Source organism: Chitinophaga pendula (assembly GCF_020386615.1).
GTDB classification, from domain to species: Bacteria; Bacteroidota; Bacteroidia; order Chitinophagales; family Chitinophagaceae; genus Chitinophaga; species Chitinophaga pendula.
This window is the reverse complement of sequence record NZ_CP077769.1, coordinates 2,752,008-2,772,442: the sequence shown is the minus strand read 5'-3', so window position 1 is coordinate 2,772,442 and position 20,435 is coordinate 2,752,008. Positions and strand designations below refer to the sequence as shown.

The window sequence follows — 20,435 nt, the reverse complement described above, 5'->3', positions numbered from 1 at the left end:
TTACGCCGGCAGATGACGCTGCCGCTTTATATATGGCACTCTCCGGGTTGCTTCGTACCGCAAGACTGGAAAATCCCTCCGTTACAGGACAGGTAATCGGATGGCGGCAGTGGGAAGAAACAGATACCATCGCAGGATGGCTTACCAATGATAGCCACTCCGCAGATGAAGTGGTATTATATGACGCGGGCATACGTTACGTAATGGAATGGACGCCGGTGGATACTACCCATGTACCTCATCATCCCTGGAAACCGGATGGAATATACCTGATAACAGGCGGTGCCGGTGGCCTGGGTTGGATATTGGCACAGGACATTGCAGTAAAGACACCAGCCGCCACTATCATACTGACAGGTAGAAGTAAACTACCAGCCACCAGGATACAGTCACTGGAACAGCTGCGGACAAAAGGCATAAATATCAACTATCGGCAGGCAGACATTGCAGACGAAATAGCTGTCAATACCCTCATCCGGGATATCATTGCTGACTATGGCCATATCAATGGCATCGTGCATAGCGCAGGTATCATCCGGGATAACTATCTGCTCAATAAAACAACGGAAGAACTGAAAGAAGTATATGCATCAAAAGTACAGGGTCTGCATATATTGGATGAAGCTACCCGCCAGCTGCCACTGGATTTCTTCTGCGCCTATTCTTCCGTAGCAGCAGTAGCGGGTAATATCGGCCAGGGAGATTATGCCGCGGCTAATGCCTTTATGGATGCCTATATACAGTACCGGAATACATTGACAACCCAAGGAAAACGTCATGGACACGCGGTATCTGTGAACTGGCCGCTATGGAAGGAGGGAGGTATGCAGATAAATGAAGCAACCGGTGCGGGATTACAAGCTGCCGGCATCCGGCTACTGGATACTACCAGCGGATTACAGGCTCTGTATATCGCCCTGGCACAGCGGGTTACACAATTATTGGTGCTGTCCGGCGATCTGCCCGGAAAAGATAAAGCTACAGCTGCTCCCCGGCAAATACCTGCTGTAGCAGAAAAGCAGAACGGTATCGCATCAGAAGTATTGGCCAGGGAAACGCTCCTGGCGCTGAAACGATTATTCGGAGAGCAGGTAAGAATGGATGCCAGCCGTATCGATAGCCAGGAACCACTGGAAAGTTATGGCATCGATTCTATCATCATAACCAAACTAAACCATCAATTGAGCCAGGTATTCGGCGATATATCAAAAACGTTGTTCTATGAATACCAGACACTACAGGCACTCAACGAGTACTTTATAAATAACTTCTCCGAAGCCTGTATCGCCTGGACTGGCCTGCAGACAACAACAATTGCACAACCGGCAACTGGTCCGGATACAGCAAAAACAGAACGCCCGCCATTACCTGTTACCGGCTCCCTGCAGGAACCAATTGCTATTATTGGCATCAGCGGCAGATATCCGCAGGCGAATAATATCGAGGAATTCTGGCAGCACCTTCGCGCGGGTAAAGATTGTATCAGTGAAATACCCGCCGACAGGTGGCCGCTGACAGATTTTTATCTCGCAGATATGGATACCGCGGCGCGCCAAGGCAAAAGCTACAGCAAATGGGGCGGCTTCGTAAATGACTTCGCTGCCTTTGATCCGGTATTTTTTGGCATATCTCCAAGAGAAGCCAGGAGCATGGATCCACAGGAACGCCTCTTTATTGAAAGCTGCTGGGAAGTACTGGAAGATGCCGGCTACACCAGGGATTTGCTGGCTACACGACACAATCGCAACGTCGGTGTGTTCGCCGGTATCACTAGAACAGGCTTTGAACTGTACGGACCTGCATTCTGGCAACAAGGGGAGGCTATCTATCCGCACACATCCTTTAGTTCTGTCGCCAATCGTATTTCCTATTTGTTCAATCTGCAAGGCCCCAGTATGCCTATAGATACCATGTGTTCTTCTTCATTGACTGCCGTACACGAAGCCTGTGAACACCTGCTGAGAGGAGAATGCGAATTGGCTATCGCCGGTGGCGTTAATCTTTATGTTCACCCGTCCAGCTATGTGATCCTGAGCGCACAACGCATGCTGTCAGCAGGAGGTGCCTGCAAAAGTTTCGGTGAAGGCGCCGACGGATTTGTACCGGGAGAAGGAGTAGGCACCGTATTGTTAAAAAGATTATCACAGGCAATAGCAGATGGAGATCATATCTATGCCGTGATCAAAAGTACCGCCATTAACCATGGAGGTAAGACCAATGGCTATACCGTACCAAACCCTAATGCACAGGGGGAACTGATCCGCAAAGCATTGGACAAAGCAGCAATCAATGCACGGGCAGTCAGTTATGTGGAAGCACATGGTACAGGTACATTACTGGGCGATCCGATAGAGGTCACTGGCCTGACGCAAGCCTTCGCCCCAGACACAACAGCTACCGGGTATTGCGCACTGGGGGCTGTAAAAAGTAATATCGGCCACCTGGAAGCTGCCGCCGGCATCGCAGGCCTTACAAAAGTAGTATTACAGTTACAGCATGGACAGCTCGTACCTAGCCTGCATACCACCCACCTCAACGCGAACATCAATTTCGCAAAAACACCGTTCGTCGTACAGCGTGAATTATCCGAATGGAAACGTCCCGTTGTGGAAGCAAATGGTATACAAACAACTTACCCCCGAATCGCAGGATTATCGTCCTTCGGTGCAGGAGGAGCAAATGCACATGTAATACTCGAAGAATATACCGGCCATCCGGCTACCTTCCTTCATGAACCGCCTTATATATTCCCGCTCTCGGCCAGAAATGCCGAGGGATTACAGCAAAGGTCCCGGTTGCTGTTAGACAAACTGACCGCTGGTAGGTATAATGAAAAAGACCTGCCCGCAATCGCATATACGCTTCAGACAGGTAGAGAACCAATGGAAATCCGCCTGGCAGTCATAGCAGACAATATCTCCTCACTCTCCGATGCCTTGCGCAAGTTCCTGAAAGGGGAAAACAGTCATGAATTATTTACCGGACAGGTAAAAGGAAATAGAGAAGAGATAAGTGCCTTTACTACGGAGGAAGAAGGACAGGGCTTGATTACACATTGGCTGACCACAGGTAAATATGATGAATTGTTACAGCGCTGGGTGAAAGGTTATGCGTTCGACTGGCAACGCCTGTACACCAACGAACAACCATATCGGATCAGCTTACCGACGTATCCGTTTAGCAGGGAACGCTATTGGATACCAGAAAGCCCCGTTGTTGAGATAGTAGGATCCAGAATAACAACTACCTCAGCCGCACCGTCGCTGACGATACCCGGTGTGGAAACAACTACCCAGGTAGCTGCTGGTACCAGCAAACCCTCAGGTATCGCGCTGACATTGACAGGTTTGGCTACATCGCTACCGGTAGCTCCCCCTGTCGATATTTTCCCGGAAGTTCCGGCGCAGGTAACTACCATACAACCAATAGCCGTAAATCATGTAATAGCAGCCATTAGCATAGATACGTTGGAGAAAGAGCTCACCACCAGCTTATCTGATATATTACTACTACCCTATGAAGAGATCGATCCTGAAAAGAGCTTTGTTGAAATGGGACTGGATTCCATCGTAGGTGTTGAATGGGTTCGGATTATCAATCGGCAATATGATATTAGCATTCCAGCTACAAGAGTATATGATTACCCCACTATTCACGAGCTGGCAGCTTGGCTGTCTACAAATATCCGCCCTGCTGCCGTACCGGCAGTAGAAACACCGGTCTATGCAGAACCGCAACTATCCAAAGCACCAGCTCCTGTTCTGGAAAAAGAGCTGCCCACTAAATACCAGATTGCTCCTGAACAACTGTCAGAAGAATTAAAACTGGGTCTGGCAGCGGTACTTTATCTGCAACCCGAAGAAGTAGATGAAGAGAAACAATTCGTCGAAATGGGCCTCGACTCTATCGTAGGGGTAGAATGGATACGGATGATCAATCAAAAATATAATCTAACATTACCAGCTACCAGGTTATATGATTATCCTACAATAGGAGAGCTGGCCAACTTCTTGTCGACAGAGATCGCACAATACGGACAACCGGTAACTTCTACCACAACTGCACAACCAGTGGTCCCATCCACTGTATCGCTTACACCCCCCAAGGTTGAAGAACAACCCTTAACGCGGCCTGCATCCATAAAGATCAAAGATGCCAATTGCCAGGGGCTCGTAGTCTCCACTGTACATACATTGGAAGAAATAAGCTGGCAGCCCTGGCATATAACTGCTCCGGGAGAAGGAGAAGTGACCATACAGGTAAAGGCCTCCGCCGTCAATTTCCCGGATACTATGTGCGTGAAGGGGCTGTATCCTACGATGCCTGCTTATCCCTTTGTACCGGGTTTTGAAGTGTCCGGACTGATCAGCCAGGTAGGCCCGGGTGTTAAAGGGTTTCGTGTAGGTGATGCCGTAGTGGGACTGGCAGGTGAACGGTTAGGTGGGCATGCCACCCATATCAATGTACCGGTAACAAACATCGCCCCCAAACCGGCTAATATATCCTTCGAGGATGTATGTAGCTTGCCTGTAGTATTTGGCGCTGTCTATTATGCCTTCGAACTGGGAAGACTACAACAGGATGAAAATGTCCTGATACACACCGCTACAGGTGGTTGTGGACTGGTAGCATTACAGCTCGCTCACCTCAAAGGAGCCACCATATATGGTAGCTCCAGCCGCCAGGAAAAACTGGAAATATTACATCAACTGGGTATATCCAATACCGTTAACTATAAAGATGCCTTTGATAAACAATTATTGGCAATAACCCGTGGTAAAGGTATGGATGTCGTACTCAACATGTTATCCGGCGACAATATCCAGAAAGGACTTAACTGCCTGGGTGCCGGTGGCAGATACCTCGAACTGGCCGTACATGGACTGAAAACAAGTGGTAAACTGGACCTGTCCCGCCTGATGGAAAATCAGACCATTCATAGCATTGATCTCAGACGTATGAGCCTTCGCCATGGATTCGAAGGTGGCAGCATGCTGGATATCATGGTTGATATGCTGGCCAAAGGACAGATTGTTCCCATCGTATCCCGGATATACCCGGTGAGCCAGATCAGAGAAGCATTGCAATATGTTTCCAGAGGAGAACATATCGGTAAAGTAGTGATCAGCCATGAAGCCACCGAAACACAGGATCGTACCGCTGAATTGATCGCCAGATTACAGCAACAGCGACTCCGGAGCCAGCAAGCATTGCCGGTAGGGGGAAAAACCATCACAACGGCACCGCGCCGCGAAGAGATACATCAGGAAGCGATCGCTATCATCGGAATGAGTGGACAATTCCCACAGGCCAGCGACCTTGATAGCTATTGGGATAACCTACGCTCAGGCAGGAACTGCATCACAGAAGTACCGGCCAATAGATGGGTAGCAGATGATTTCTATGACCCCGACCCGGCAGCCCCGGGCAAAACCCATAGCAAATGGATGGGGGTACTGGAACATGCAGATAAATTTGATCCGTTGTTCTTCAACATCTCCCCGGCAGAAGCCGAATTGATGGACCCGCAACAACGCCTATTCCTGGAAGCTTGCTGGCATTGTATCGAAGACGCCGGATTACGCACCGCGATATTATCCGGTTCTCGTTGCGGTGTATTCGCTGGTTGCGCTTCCGGAGACTATGGCCAGGGCATCAACAACGAGGGATTAAGTGCACAGGGATTGGCAGGTGGATCATCATCTATATTGAGCGCCCGCATCTCTTACCTGCTCAACCTCAAAGGTCCTTGCCTCGCCATTGATACTGCATGCTCTTCCGCATTGGTTGCCATCGCCGCCGCCTGCGACAGCCTCTTGTTACAGCGTAGCGACCTGGCATTGGCAGGAGGCGTATGTGTAATGGCCGGCCCGGTCACACACATCCTGACAAGTAAAGCAGGAATGTTATCCCCCACAGGCCGTTGTTATACCTTCGATGCAAGAGCAGACGGATTTGTGCCCGGAGAAGGCGTGGGTGTACTACTACTGAAAAGATTAAGTGATGCAGAAAGAGATGGTGATCGCATACATGGCGTAATACGGGGCTGGGGCGTAAACCAGGATGGAAAGACCAACGGTATCACTGCACCAAGCGTAAAATCACAGATATCCCTGGAACAGGAAGTATATAAACGCTTTCACATTGACCCAGCCACCATTACAATGGTAGAAGCACATGGCACCGCTACACAACTGGGCGATCCTATCGAAGTAGAAGCCCTGGTAACCGCCTTCCGCCATTTTACACAACAACAGGAATATTGTGCATTAGGCTCCGCAAAAAGTAATATCGGTCACCTGCTGACAGCCGCAGGAGCCGCAGGAGTAATGAAAGTACTGCTGTCCATGCAACACCGGCAAATACCACCAACCATCCATTTCGAAACACTGAATCAGCATATTCACCTGGAGAAGAGCCCCTTCTATGTCAACACGACATTGCGCCCCTGGCAGGTACCTGAAGGACAACCTAGAAGAGCCGTTGTCAGCTCATTTGGCTTCAGCGGTACCAACGCTCACCTGGTCATAGACGCATATGAGCATCACGTAAATACTGCTGCAGTATCAATATCACCTATCGCAAGCGTGATCGTACTCTCTGCTAAAACAGAAGAGGGGCTATTGAACTATGCCCGCAAACTGGAAAGTTATTTACAACAGGACAACCTCCTGGCACTTCCCTCCATTGCTTACACCCTGCAGACAGGACGTAATCCGATGAATTACAGACTGGCGATCGTAGGAGAGACCGTCAGTGAGATCCGGGAAACATTACAGGACTTCATCCATCAACTACCTAATGACAGATACATATCCGGACCGGCAAAAAGACTCCGGGAAAATATCTGTATACTCGATAGGGCAGATATAACAACAATAACAGACCCGCTGGCGATACAGGAAACGTTGTTGCAGCTGGCAGCTGCTTGGGTAAAAGGTCAGGAAATAGATTGGAGATCCTGGTATGGCAACACTCATCCGCCAATAGTCAGCGTACCCGTGTATCCGTTTGCACGTGACCGCTATTGGATCGGCGACGGAAATGAGGGCGTATCATCAGCTAATAAAACTGCCAGCCTGCATCCATTGCTACATCATAATACATCCGGCTTAGAAGGGTTGCGATTCAGCAGTACCTTTTACAGCACGACGCAAGATGATATAACGACTTGCTTCTATTGCCTGGAAATGGCGGTCGCTGCACTCAGACAGGTATACGGTAATAGTAATGACAACATCCGCCTATTTGATAACACCTGGTATAAACCGCTGTCATTATCAGCAGAAGGAGTAACAATACATGTCGCCCTGGTGAAAGCAGCAGATGGCATAATACACTACGAAATTTATAGCGAAACCGTAGCGGGCGAACGTACTATTTATGTACAGGGCAAAGGGGGGAATAGTATAGCTGCCAGTCGCGAACCGGTAAACATAAGCCAACTAAAAAAGCTCGAATGGGAACCCATTTCATCGTTAGATCCCCAATTGGTATCGTTACAACCTTCATTGCTGAGTAGCTTGGCGGCACAATACGTGAAGGTAACAGGGGCTGGTATAATACCGGCCCATCTGAATACATTGGAAATATACCAACACATACCGGCGGTTGTTTATTATGAAATAATCCAACAAAATGGGAGTAGCGATATCCTGTTGTACGATGCAGAGGGTAATAACATCATTGCGTTCAAAGGGCTACGTTATACCAAAGTGGCAATTGAGCAGGTACCCGCCACACTCCTGGTATTGGAACCCACCTGGCAGGAAGCCTTACTGCCCGTATCAACGGAACATACGCATACTGGTCAACGGGTGATTGTTTGCTGTGACTGGCCGGACAATATCGTGACCGCCTTGCAGTCAGCTTTACCGGAAACCAGGATATATACCCTGACACATCCGGCCACCGATAGTAATATCCGTTACGAATCAATGGCTGTGCAACTCTTCTCTTTTGTGAAAGAATGGTTGGAAAAAGGGGGTGAAAAAGTATGGGTGCAACTGGTAACCGGCAACAAAGCAGAAGACCTGCTCATGGGAGGTTTAGCCAGCTTATTAAAAACTGCCAATCAGGAAAACCCAAGGATAAGCAGCCAATGGATAGCCCTGGATAAACAAGTGTCGGCAGAAGTATTGGTTGACATCCTTTCTGCAAATGCTTACACGGGAGACAAAGAAATTGCCTACTCCGGAGAAACCAGGAAAGTGCTCGACTGGCAACCCGTTGGTGACAAAGACGTCACTGGCAGTGTTTGGCAGAATGAAGGAGTATATCTGATTACTGGTGGCGCTGGCGGATTGGGGCTTTTACTGGCAGCGGATATCGTGTCAAATACAGAAGAAGTGGTGTTGATATTGACAGGTAGAAGGACTGAAACACCTGCGATCAGGAAACAACTGGCACCTTTAGAACGGAATGGCGCCAGGGTAATCTATAAAACATTGGACGTAACGGCTCCCTTGCAAGTGGCCTCACTGGTGAAGGATATTATCGCGGACTATGGGAAACTGAGCGGCGTACTACATAGCGCAGGTATCATAAAAGACAATTTTATTCTTCGTAAATCAACAGATGAATTTGCAGCAGTACTTTCTCCAAAAGTAAGTGGCATAAAATGGTTGGATGATGCGACTAAAGACCTGCCGCTGGAATTGTTTATCAGCTTTTCCTCCATTGCTGGCATAAGAGGGAATAGCGGTCAGGCAGATTATGCTACGGCTAATGCATTCATGGATCAATATATTACCTATCGTAATGACTTGGTGAAAAAGGGAATACGTTCTGGTAGGTCCTTATCGGTAAACTGGCCCCTATGGGCAGAGGGTGGCATGCACATCGATGCCGTACACCTGCAGCAAATGCAAACAGCCGGCATTCAGCCCTTAGATACTGCTAGTGGTTTACGCGCATTGCAAATAAGTTTGGATAGCAGTGCCGCTCAAACAATGGTATTATATGGAAATTTGCAAACAACATCATCTGCCGGCCAAAAAACAGGGACAAATATACCTTCGGCAAAAACGCAGATATTATCCGCTGCCGAACAGCAGGAACTGCTCGACTTCGTATTAAAACAACTGAAATCTTTACTGGGCAAACAGGTAAAGATCGCTCCTCACAAAATTGATCATACAGAACCGCTGGAAAGTTATGGTATTGACTCAATCGTTATTACCAGCCTGAACCAACAACTGGCCACTGTATTTACCGATATCTCCAAAACGCTTTTCTTTGAATACCAGACATTGGAAGCGTTAGCGGGCTATTTTATACAGGATCATCAATCAGCTTGTTTAAACTGGGCAGGATGGGAACATTCCGGACCACCCGCACAGTCCCGCTTTGAGCCCCCGGTTGTCACAGAGGTGGTCAGCATAAAAGACCTGGCCGTACAGGAAAGAACAGCCGTACTCCATAATACTTCCCGTATAGATGAGCCGGTGGCTATTATTGGCATCAGTGGACGTTATCCGCAGGCAGATAACCTGTCTCAATACTGGGAGAACCTTAAAAATGGTAAAAACTGCGTCACCGAAATACCGGCAGAACGCTGGGCCATAGAAGGCTTCTATCACCCGGATATGGAAGAGGCGATCGAACAGGGTAAAAGCTATAGCAAATGGGGGGGATTCGTAAATGACTTCTCATCTTTTGACCCGTTATTTTTTAACCTGTCTCCCAGAGAGGTCCTGAACATGGACCCCCAGGAGCGTCTCTTCATAGAAAGCTGCTGGCAAGTGTTGGAAGATGCTGGTTATACACGCGAACTACTGGCCAGCAGACACAATCGGAATGTTGGCGTGTTCGCCGGTATTACTAAGACCGGTTTCGAACTGTATAGCCCCTTATTATGGATGCAGGGTGCCAAGATAGCGCCGCATACTTCTTTTAGTTCCGTGGCCAACCGCATTTCTTACTTATTAAATCTGCAAGGCCCCAGCATGCCGATCGATACGATGTGTTCTTCATCCCTCACCGCTATTCATGAGGCTTGTGAATACATTCGTCGCGGAGATTGTGAACTGGCTATCGCCGGCGGTGTGAACCTGTATGTACATCCTGCCAGCTATGTTGGATTGTGTTCGCAAAGGATGCTATCGACCAGCAACGAATGCAGAAGCTTCGGCGCTGGCGGAGATGGCTTTGTGCCAGGAGAAGGTGTAGGAGCCGTTTTGTTAAAACCGCTATCACGCGCAGAAGCAGATGGCGATCATATCTATGCAGTGATCCGCAGCTCCGCGATTAACCATGGCGGCAAAACCAATGGATATACAGTGCCAAATCCTACGGCACAGGGAGACCTGATCAGGAGGGCAATGGACAAAGCGGGCATACGTGCGGAGGCAATCAGCTATATCGAAGCGCATGGTACCGGTACCGTACTGGGAGATCCCATAGAGATCACAGGGCTGAAACAGGCTTTTGCGGCCGATACCTCACAACGGCAGTATTGCGCCATCGGCTCCGTAAAAAGTAACATAGGACACCTGGAAGCGGCTGCCGGTATCGCCGGACTGACCAAGATCGTCCTGCAAATGAAACATCGCCAGCTGGTCCCCAGCCTTCATACTGCAACCCTGAACCCCAATATTGATTTTACAAAAACCCCCTTCACCGTGCAGCAAACATTGACTGCATGGGAACAACCACTGGTAGCAACCCATGGAGAACAACGGCCATCCCCTCGCATTGCCGGCCTGTCCTCCTTCGGAGCAGGTGGCGCAAATGCTCATATTATCGTGGAAGAATATCAACCTGGAACTAGCCGTATAGCCCCATTCCCCGCAACACCTGCACTGATCGTTTTATCAGCCCGCAATACCAATGGTTTGCAAGAACAGGCAAAAAGATTATTAGAAGCAGTACGCAATGAATATGATAAAGAAACCGATCTCCTGCGCATCGCCTTTACCTTGCAAACAGGCAGAGAAGCAATGGAAGAACGACTGGCCTTCATCGCACACGATATCAATGGGCTGATCAGGCAATTGGAAGTTTTTATCTCAGGTGGTAACAACATGGATGAATTCTTCACCGGACAGGTAACAGAGAATAAAGACACTTTGAGCTTGTTCTCCGGAGACGAATTACAATCTACCTTAGAAAAATGGATTGCCGATCATAAGTATTCCAAATTGCTGGAAGCATGGGTGAAAGGCTTACACATTGAATGGCCCCGTTTGTATGGCGTGCATATGCCACAGCGGATCAGTTTACCAACCTACCCCTTTGCACGTGATAAATATTGGCTGCCTGCCAGCGTATTATCCGGTGGAATTGATCTATCCAGAAAAATACAGGAAAAAGCCGTATCATCCACCGCCAAATTTACAACGCACCAGGTCGTTGAAGCCCCAGAAATCCCAGTGTTATCTAAGCCTGCCGGCATATCCCTAAGTTTTAATACGTTGGAAGTGCCGGCTTCGGAAAACATGGTTCCGGAACCACTTGCAATCATACCTGATACTCCGGAAGTACCGCCTGTAACGTCAGTCGCCTTCGATCTCACGCATGCCGCTTTACAACAGGAATTACTAAAAAGTTTTGCCGCTACACTATTGATCCCGGAAGGAGAGGTCGATATCAATAAGAATTTTATAGACCTCGGACTGGACTCAATAGTAGGAGTGGAGTGGATCAGAACAGTGAACCGGCAATTTGGTATCACGATCCCCGCTACCAAAGTATATGATTATCCTACCTTGAAGGAATTCACGAATTGGCTTTATACAGAAATGAAACAAGTGGCAGGTATAAATAGGGTCGCAGTAATACCTGTAACAACAGCTGCCGTGAACGAAAATTTACAGGTTGCCGCACAAACGCCAGTACCAGCTGCATTCACATTAGCGCAACTACAGGAACTCCTGAAACAGAGTTTTGCAGAAACCCTCTATATGCCGGTAGCGGATGTCGATATTGCCCGTCAGTTCGTTGATATGGGGCTCGACTCCATCGTTGGTGTAGAATGGGTAAGAGGCATCAACAGATATTTCGGAACCACTATACCTGCTACAAGAGTATATGATCATCCAACGATCCGTGAGTTCGCAGCATATCTGCTTACAGAATTATCGCTGGTGAACACATCGGTCCATGAACCCATTCCGTCATTAACAATACCTGCCGATATGCAGTCTGTAACACTTCCGGCATGGGGTACAGGGATCATCGAAGCACAAAGCAATGGCCTGGTCATCAGGACAGTTCATACACTGGATGAAGTAAAATGGGAAACATGGCCGGTACTACCAGCTGCTGCAGGAGAAATAACCATTAAGGTAATAGCCGCTGCCGTGAATTTTCCTGATACCATGTGTGTGACAGGGTTATATCCAACCATGCCTGCTTATCCCTTTGTACCGGGATTTGAAGTCGCAGGGGTGGTAACCCAGGTAGGAACCGGCGTTACCGGCTTCCGGGCAGGAGATGCCGTTATCGCGTTGACGGGTGCCCGGTTGGGAGGACATGCTGACTACGTAAATGTGCCGGCAGTGAATGCCGTACTAAAACCGGCTAATGTCAGCTTTGAAGAAGCTTGTAGCTTACCGGTAGTATTCGGTACCGTATACTACGCCTTTGAGTTAGGAAGATTATCAGCCGGAGAGAAAGTGTTGATTCATACGGCGACAGGTGGCTGTGGATTAGTCGCCTTACAGCTGGCGCAGCTGAAAGGCGCTGAAATATATGCCAGCGCCGGCAAAGAAGAGAAACTAGACATCCTGCGCCGCCTGGGTGTAAAACAGGCTTTCAATTACAAGGATGCCTATGATGATCATATCCGTACCTGGACCCACGGCAATGGTGTGGATGTAGTATTAAACATGCTGGCTGGCGACAATATCCAGAAAGGACTGAATAGCCTTGGCGCAGGTGGAAGATACCTGGAGCTGGCAGTACATGGACTTAAAACAAGTCAGAGACTGGACCTTTCCAGGCTACTGCAGAATCAGACCATTCACAGTATCGACCTGCGCAGCATGAGTATGCGTGCCGGCGCCGGCGGTGCAGGGCTGTTGGATAAAATGTCCGACATGCTGGCCTCCGGAGATATACAGCCGATCGTTTCCAGGATTTACCCCGTACACCAACTTTCAGACGCACTGCAATTTGTAAGCAAAGGTGCCCATATAGGTAAGGTAGTGATCAGCCACCAGGTACAGGTAATGGAAGACCGTACGGAAAAATTGATCCAACAGATACAGCAACATAAACAAACGCATACTGGCAAACAATCGGCAAACATACCCGCTCCGCAGCCAGTTGTATCAACGTCCCCCCCTGTCGTCGCAGAAGAAGAAGCGATCGCTATCATCGGTATTAGCGGACAGTTTCCGCAGGCCGCCAACCTCGAACAGTATTGGGACAATCTCCGTGGAGGCCGGGATTGTATTACAGAAGTGCCCGCCGATAGATGGTCGCTGGATGCTTTCTATGACCCGGATCCGCGCGCGGTGGGAAAAACAACGGGCAAGTGGATGGGCGTGATGGAAGACGCAGACAAATTTGATCCGTTGTTCTTTAGCATATCACCAGCAGAGGCAGCCGTAATGGACCCGCAACAAAGGTTATTCCTGGAAAATTGCTGGCATTGCATCGAAGATGCGGGCATCCGCCCTTCAGATCTCTCTGGTAGTAAATGTGGTGTTTTTGTTGGCTGTGCCACCGGCGATTATGGCCAGGGACTGCAAAGCGATGGATTGAGTGCCCAGGGGCTGACCGGAGGGACTACTTCCATCCTCAGCGCACGTATATCCTATCTCCTCAATCTCAAAGGCCCCTGCCTGGCTATCGATACCGCTTGTTCTTCCGCCCTGGTAGCGATCGCAGATGCATGCGACAGCCTGTTACTCAGGCGGAGTGAGCTGGCCCTGGCTGGTGGCGTCTGTGTATTGGCCGGTCCGGTAATGCATATCACAGGCAGTAAATCTGGTATGCTCTCTGCCTCCGGCCGCTGCTATACCTTCGATCAACGTGCTGATGGTTTTGTACCCGGAGAAGGAGTAGGCGTAGTATTACTGAAACGCCTGAGCGACGCACAACACGACAATGATCACATATATGGCGTGATCCGCGGTTGGGGTATCAACCAGGATGGAAAGACAAATGGCATCACCGCCCCGAGCGTAAAATCGCAGATCGCACTGGAACAGGAAGTATATAGCCGCTTCAAAATTGACCCGGCTACCATCACCATGGTCGAAACACATGGCACCGCTACACAACTGGGAGATCCGATTGAAGTGGAAGCCCTGACCTCCGCCTTCAGGAAATTTACTACCAATACCCACTACTGCGCACTGGGGTCTGTCAAAAGTAATATCGGCCATGCTCTCACCGCCGCCGGTGCCAGTAGCATCCTCAAAGTGTTGCTGTCACTACAACACCGGGAAATTCCGCCTACTATCCATTTCGAAAAGCTGAATGAACATATACTGTTGGAAAACAGCCCCTTCTATATCAATAACACCCTACGGGACTGGGCAACGCCTGCAGGCATTCCCCGCAGAGCAGCTATCAGCTCCTTCGGGTTTAGTGGTACAAACGCGCACCTGGTCATCGAAGAATATACAGCAAATGTTCGCTACTCAAATAGCCAATCACAACCAGTATTGATCGTGCTGTCTGCTAAGAACAGCACACAACTGAAAGAGTATGCTGTCCATCTCACGAAATATCTGCAGCATACACCCGATATTGCACTGACTAATCTGGCATACACCCTGCAGGTAGGTCGAGAGGCTTTCGATCATCGCCTGGCTATTGAAGCAGATAATGTCGCACAGCTGATAGCATTACTGACAGCATTTACCAAAGAAGAACGCACACCTGGTATCTATAACGGACAAGTAAAGAAAAACAGGGAAGGTGTGACACTGCTTGACGGCGATGACGATATGCAGGCGTTGATCAGCACCTGGGTACAAAAGAAAAAGTTGAGTAAAGTAGCTGCCTTATGGGTACAGGGATTGCATGTATCCTGGGAAGAATGGTATGTAAAGGGAAGTGTACAGCGTATTCCGGCACCTGGTTATCCTTTCATAAGAGACAGGTACTGGCTTCAACCCACAGTACCGACAAATACTACAGGGGGCGCTGCCAACTCCCACCTCCATCCTTTATTACATGCTAATACCTCACATCTTTCTGCGCAGCGTTTTACAGCTACTTTTCATAACGATGCAGCAACCGCAGCGCAAAATAGTGCACAAAGCTGGCTGCTGCTGGAAATGGCCATTGCCGCATTACGTTTCTCCGCCGAACAACAACCAGCTCCCGCGTCCGTATCTATCCGCGATGTTTTCTGGGAACAACCGACTTTACTGCTGCCCGAAACACTGACCCTGCATACAAGACTATACCCGGCAACAGATGACAGCATTCAGTATGAAATATACCAGGAAGATACAGCTGCACAGACCACCGTCTTCAACCTGGGTACTGGCAAGGTATGCTATAACAATATAAAAGAACGCCCTCAACTCGATTCCGCTGCTATTGCCGCTGCACAACAGATCACCATAACATCGGTACCGGCAGCAGTCATACTGCCGCCTGCTTTGTTGCAGTCATTAGCAGAGCTACTGAATGAAGGCCAGCCAACTGCCTTGTATCCCATGCAGCTGCTTTCCCTGGAAGTATGGGAGCAGGCGCCGCAGAAAATATTGATACACATCGTACGCCAGCAGGTAAAAGACAGTGTATGGGCTGACATACAGCTAGCCAATGAGCAAGGTTCGGTATTTGCCGCGTTCGAAGAAATACGTTTACAGCCATTGGTCGATAAGGAAAAGACAATCCCCGTGATGTTATCCTTACAGCCGGTATGGCAGGTACAACAGGCTGCAACCAGCCAAAACGAAGGCGCTTACACACACCATCATATCATATGTTGTGAAATACCGGCAACAGTACCATCATTGCTAAGTGCGCATTTTTCAACAGCCGCCATCCATACTTGGCGAAGTGATGCAGTAACAATCGCTGCGCGTTATCAGGAATATGCCGTCAGCTTATTCGGACTTGTACAAACAATATTGTCACAACAACCGGCAGAAAAGGTCTGCATACAGATCCTGGTCACCGGCGACAATACGGCTAAACTGTTTGAAGGCCTGGCAGGGATATTACAGACAGCCCGATTGGAGAATCCTTTTGTAAGCGGCCAGGTGATCTACCTGGACCCGCTGTCCTCAAAGAATGATAACAGCTGGCAGCAACGACTGGCTGAAAACATCGGTCATGCTGCATCACGTATACGGTACGAAAAAGAAGTACGATATGTCCCCGTATTGCAACCGCTGCCGGCAGCTGCCGTCGTGCCTGCTCCCTGGATAACGGAAGCAGTATACCTGATCACCGGTGGAGCTGGTGGACTGGGGCTGCTGCTAACACAGGTGATAGCCAGAGAGGCCCGCCAGGTGACGCTGATACTCACCGGCCGTTCCCCGTTGTCAAAAGAAAAAGAAAACATACTGGCACAACTACGGCAACAGGGTGCTACGGTAGTATACCAACAGGTCGACATCACAGCACCCCGCGCCGTTGATCAGTTGATAACCGATGTACTGCAAACTTATGGTCGTATTGATACGATCATTCACAGCGCTGGTATCATACGGGATAACTTCATCATTCGTAAAGGCATAGAAGAGTTTAATGCCGTGCTATCCCCCAAAGTAAATGGAGTAGCCATATTGGATGAAGCAACAAAAGATATTCCGCTCCGGCAGTTCATCTGCTTCTCTTCTGTGGCAGGCGTGTCCGGCAATGTGGGGCAGGCAGATTACGCGGCAGCAAACGCTTTCATGGATGCCTACATGCATTATCGCCAGCAATTGGTAGCTGCAGGACAACGCAGTGGTCATTCCTTATCCGTGAACTGGCCGCTTTGGGAAGAAGGAGGCATGCAGGTGGATGCTACGACTGCCACACATCTGAAGGCAGCAGGCATGCTGCCTTTACCGTCAGCGACGGGGATACAGGCATTGTCTGAAGCGCTGGCAGGAACCAACCCGCAATCCATTATACTATACGGATATGAAGCACAACTGCATCAAATAGTAACCGGTACTACCGCAACCGGCGAACAGGGGCAGGATATCCTTGCCGGTCAGGAAGTAGATATCACAGCATTGACAAAACAAGTGTTGCTAAAACTAAGAGAGCTGCTGGCCAGGCAGACCAAAATGGAGTTAAGTACTATAGATGCAGAAGAGCCGCTCGAAAGCTATGGTATCGACTCACTGATGATCACCAGCCTCAACCAACAGCTTACGGATATCTTCGGGAACATATCGAAAACCTTGTTCTTCGAATACCAGACCTTGAATGCACTATCTGCATATTTTGTCAATACCTACCAGGCTGCGAGTAGAAAATGGGTAGGTCAGAATACACAAAACCATGAAAAAGATCGTACTATAAATACATCTGCCGCCAAGCTGCAGTCCGCGGATAGATATTTGCAACGCAAGTTAACCTCGAAACCTATCCGCCCTGAAGTGCCAAATACGACTCATCATCGGGAACCTATTGCCATTATCGGTATAAATGGCCGGTACCCGCAAGCAGATAATCTCTTCGAATACTGGGATAATCTGAAAGCCGGCAAGAACTGTATCACGGAGATACCCTCCGAACGTTGGGCATTGGAAGGATTTTTCCAGGAAAATGCTGACAGCGCCGTCACGCAGGGGAAGAGCTACAGTAAATGGGGCGGCTTCGTTCGTGACTTTGCTGCCTTTGATCCCAAATTCTTCAACATAGCACCTCGTGAAGCGCTCAATATGGACCCTCAGGAAAGGCTTTTCATTGAAAGCTGCTGGCAGGTGCTCGAAGATGCAGGATATACCCGCCACCTCCTGGGAACACGTCATCAATACAGCGTTGGCGTATTTGCCGGTATTACAAAGACGGGCTTTGAGCTATATGGCCCCTCTCTATGGCAACAGGGTGCTAAGATATTTCCGCATACTTCCTTCAGTTCCGTAGCTAACCGTATTTCTTACCTGCTGAACCTCCAGGGACCAAGTATGCCGGTTGATACCATGTGTTCTTCTTCACTCACAGCTATCCATGAAGCATGTGAACATCTGCTGCGGGAAGAATGTGAACTGGCCATAGCCGGTGGCGTAAACCTCTATCTGCACCCGGCTAGCTATGTCGGACTCTGCGCGCAGCGTATGCTGTCCGGAGGAAACGAATGCCGCAGTTTTGGTGCCGGAGGAGATGGCTTCGTACCGGGCGAAGGAGTAGGTACCGTATTGCTCAAACGACTATCACAGGCCGAAGCAGATGGAGATCATATATACGCCATAATACGTGGCACCAGCATTAACCATGGAGGAAAGACAAATGGCTATACCGTGCCAAACCCGGTTGCACAAGCGGCCGTTATCCGCAAAGCGCTGGATAAAGCGGGTGTAAATGCACGCGATATTAGCTATATAGAAGCACATGGTACCGGTACCGTATTGGGTGACCCGATAGAGATCTCAGGTCTCCAACAGGCTTTCGGAAAAGACACGGCAGACAAACAATATTGCGCGATAGGATCGGTAAAAAGCAATATCGGACACCTCGAAGCCGCAGCAGGTATCGCCGGTCTGACCAAGATCGTTCTGCAAATGAAACATCGCCAGCTGGTACCCAGCCTGCATGCTAATGTATTAAATCCGAATATCGATTTTGAAAGCTCTCCGTTCATCTTGCAACAGACATTGCAGGAATGGAAACGACCGGTAAGTGAAGTAGACGGAGAGCCGAAAGAACAACTGCGCATAGCCGGACTTTCTTCTTTCGGCGCAGGTGGTGCCAATGCACATATCATCGTTGAAGAATACGTTGCACCAGTATCCGGCCCCAACAATGTGTCAACACCTCAGGTGATCGTATTGTCCGCCAGACATGCAGATCGCCTGAAAGAGAGAGCAGGGCAGCTGTTGGAGGCATTGTCCCGGGGCATTTATAAAGAGGCCGACTTACCGTCTGTCGCTTACACATTGCAGACCGGACGGGAAGCAATGGACGAACGACTGGCCATAATAACAAATGACCTGGTACAGCTACAGGAACAGCTCACTTCCTGGTTGCGTGGAGAGAAAATCGCAGGTGTGATCTCAGGGCAGGCTAAAGGCAACAAAGAAACACTGGAGTTACTGGAAGAAGAAGAAATGCAGATTGCCGTAGAGAAATGGACCCGTCAGCGGACCTATGATAAACTCATGAAACTATGGGTGAAAGGAATGCCTTTCGACTGGCAGCAATGGTATGATGGTCATTCGCCTCGTCGCATCAGTTTACCGGGTTATCCATTTGCCAAAGAAGTATATTGGCTCCCGGAAATATCTGTGACCCCTCCGGTAACAACACCTGCTACAACCCCGGTAACTACTGCTATCCCCACTATAACCGATCCGGCGGAAAGCATCCACAAACCCCAGGGTATTCAGCTAAACCTGTCAGCTTTTACACCGGCAGCCGTAGCAGATACATCCTATGCTGCGCCGGCGCAGATAGTGCAGGAGCCTGCAATAACAGTCATCCCGGCGCCTGCTCCGTCGACAGCGCTCCCGCAACTGCTACCGCTGGATACCATTAAAGAAGAATTGACGAAAAGCCTTGCCGAAATGCTCTTCCTCTCTCCTGATGAAGTGGAGGTAGACAAACAATTTGTAGAAATGGGACTGGATTCCATTATAGGGGTAGAGTGGATACGGGCAGTCAATAAACAATTCGGCACGGCGATCCCCGCTACAAAAGTATATCACTACCCGACCATAGACGAATTAGCGGCTATGATAGCGGAAGAGATGGCCCATCCGTCTGTCGATATCACCGCTCTGTCGGATATACCTCTGCCTGCTATCACCATACCTGCGGAAAGAAAGGATTCCATTCAGGCAGAGCTGCCGTTAGTGAACTTAACAACATTTGAACCTGTAACAACGTCAGCACCTCCAGCCCACACAGGATTAATTCCGCCTGCTTCTGTGCATCATATTGCAGCAGCTGATATGATCCAGGAGAAACGTATCGTATCGGTAACGCATCCGGTGATTTCGGAAGAAGAGCTGGCGACAGCGCTGATCGTCAGTTTTGCGGAAACATTATTCCTGTTACCGGAAGAGGTAGATGTAGACAGGCCGTTTATCGATATGGGCCTGGACTCAATTACAGGAGTGGAATGGGCACACGCAATCAATAAACGGTTTGGAACCAGCCTGGCTGCGACACGGCTATACGAATATACCACCATCAGGGACTTGACAGGATACCTGCATGAAGCGTTGTCCGGAAATGGCAGCAGCAGTATGCTGGCAGAAGTATCCTCCGTAGATGAGCTGCTGTTGCAGGTGCAGGGTGGTGCCCTCGATATAGAAGACGCTGACAAGATTTTATCTCAATTAAACCTCTAAATATCAGAC

1 protein-coding gene (only partly in view) is annotated in these 20,435 nt (G+C 49.1%); it reads left to right on the top strand.

The window, feature by feature from the left end; all coding sequences use genetic code 11:
- Positions 1 to 20,426, top strand: partial view of an SDR family NAD(P)-dependent oxidoreductase gene (locus tag KTO58_RS09980; protein WP_225860175.1) — the 3' portion only. 20,275 nt of this gene lie to the left of the window's left edge; 20,426 of the gene's 40,701 nt are visible here — the last part of the coding sequence; its start codon lies off the left edge, out of view; the stop codon is at positions 20,424 to 20,426.
- Positions 20,427 to 20,435: the final 9 nt, after the last annotated feature.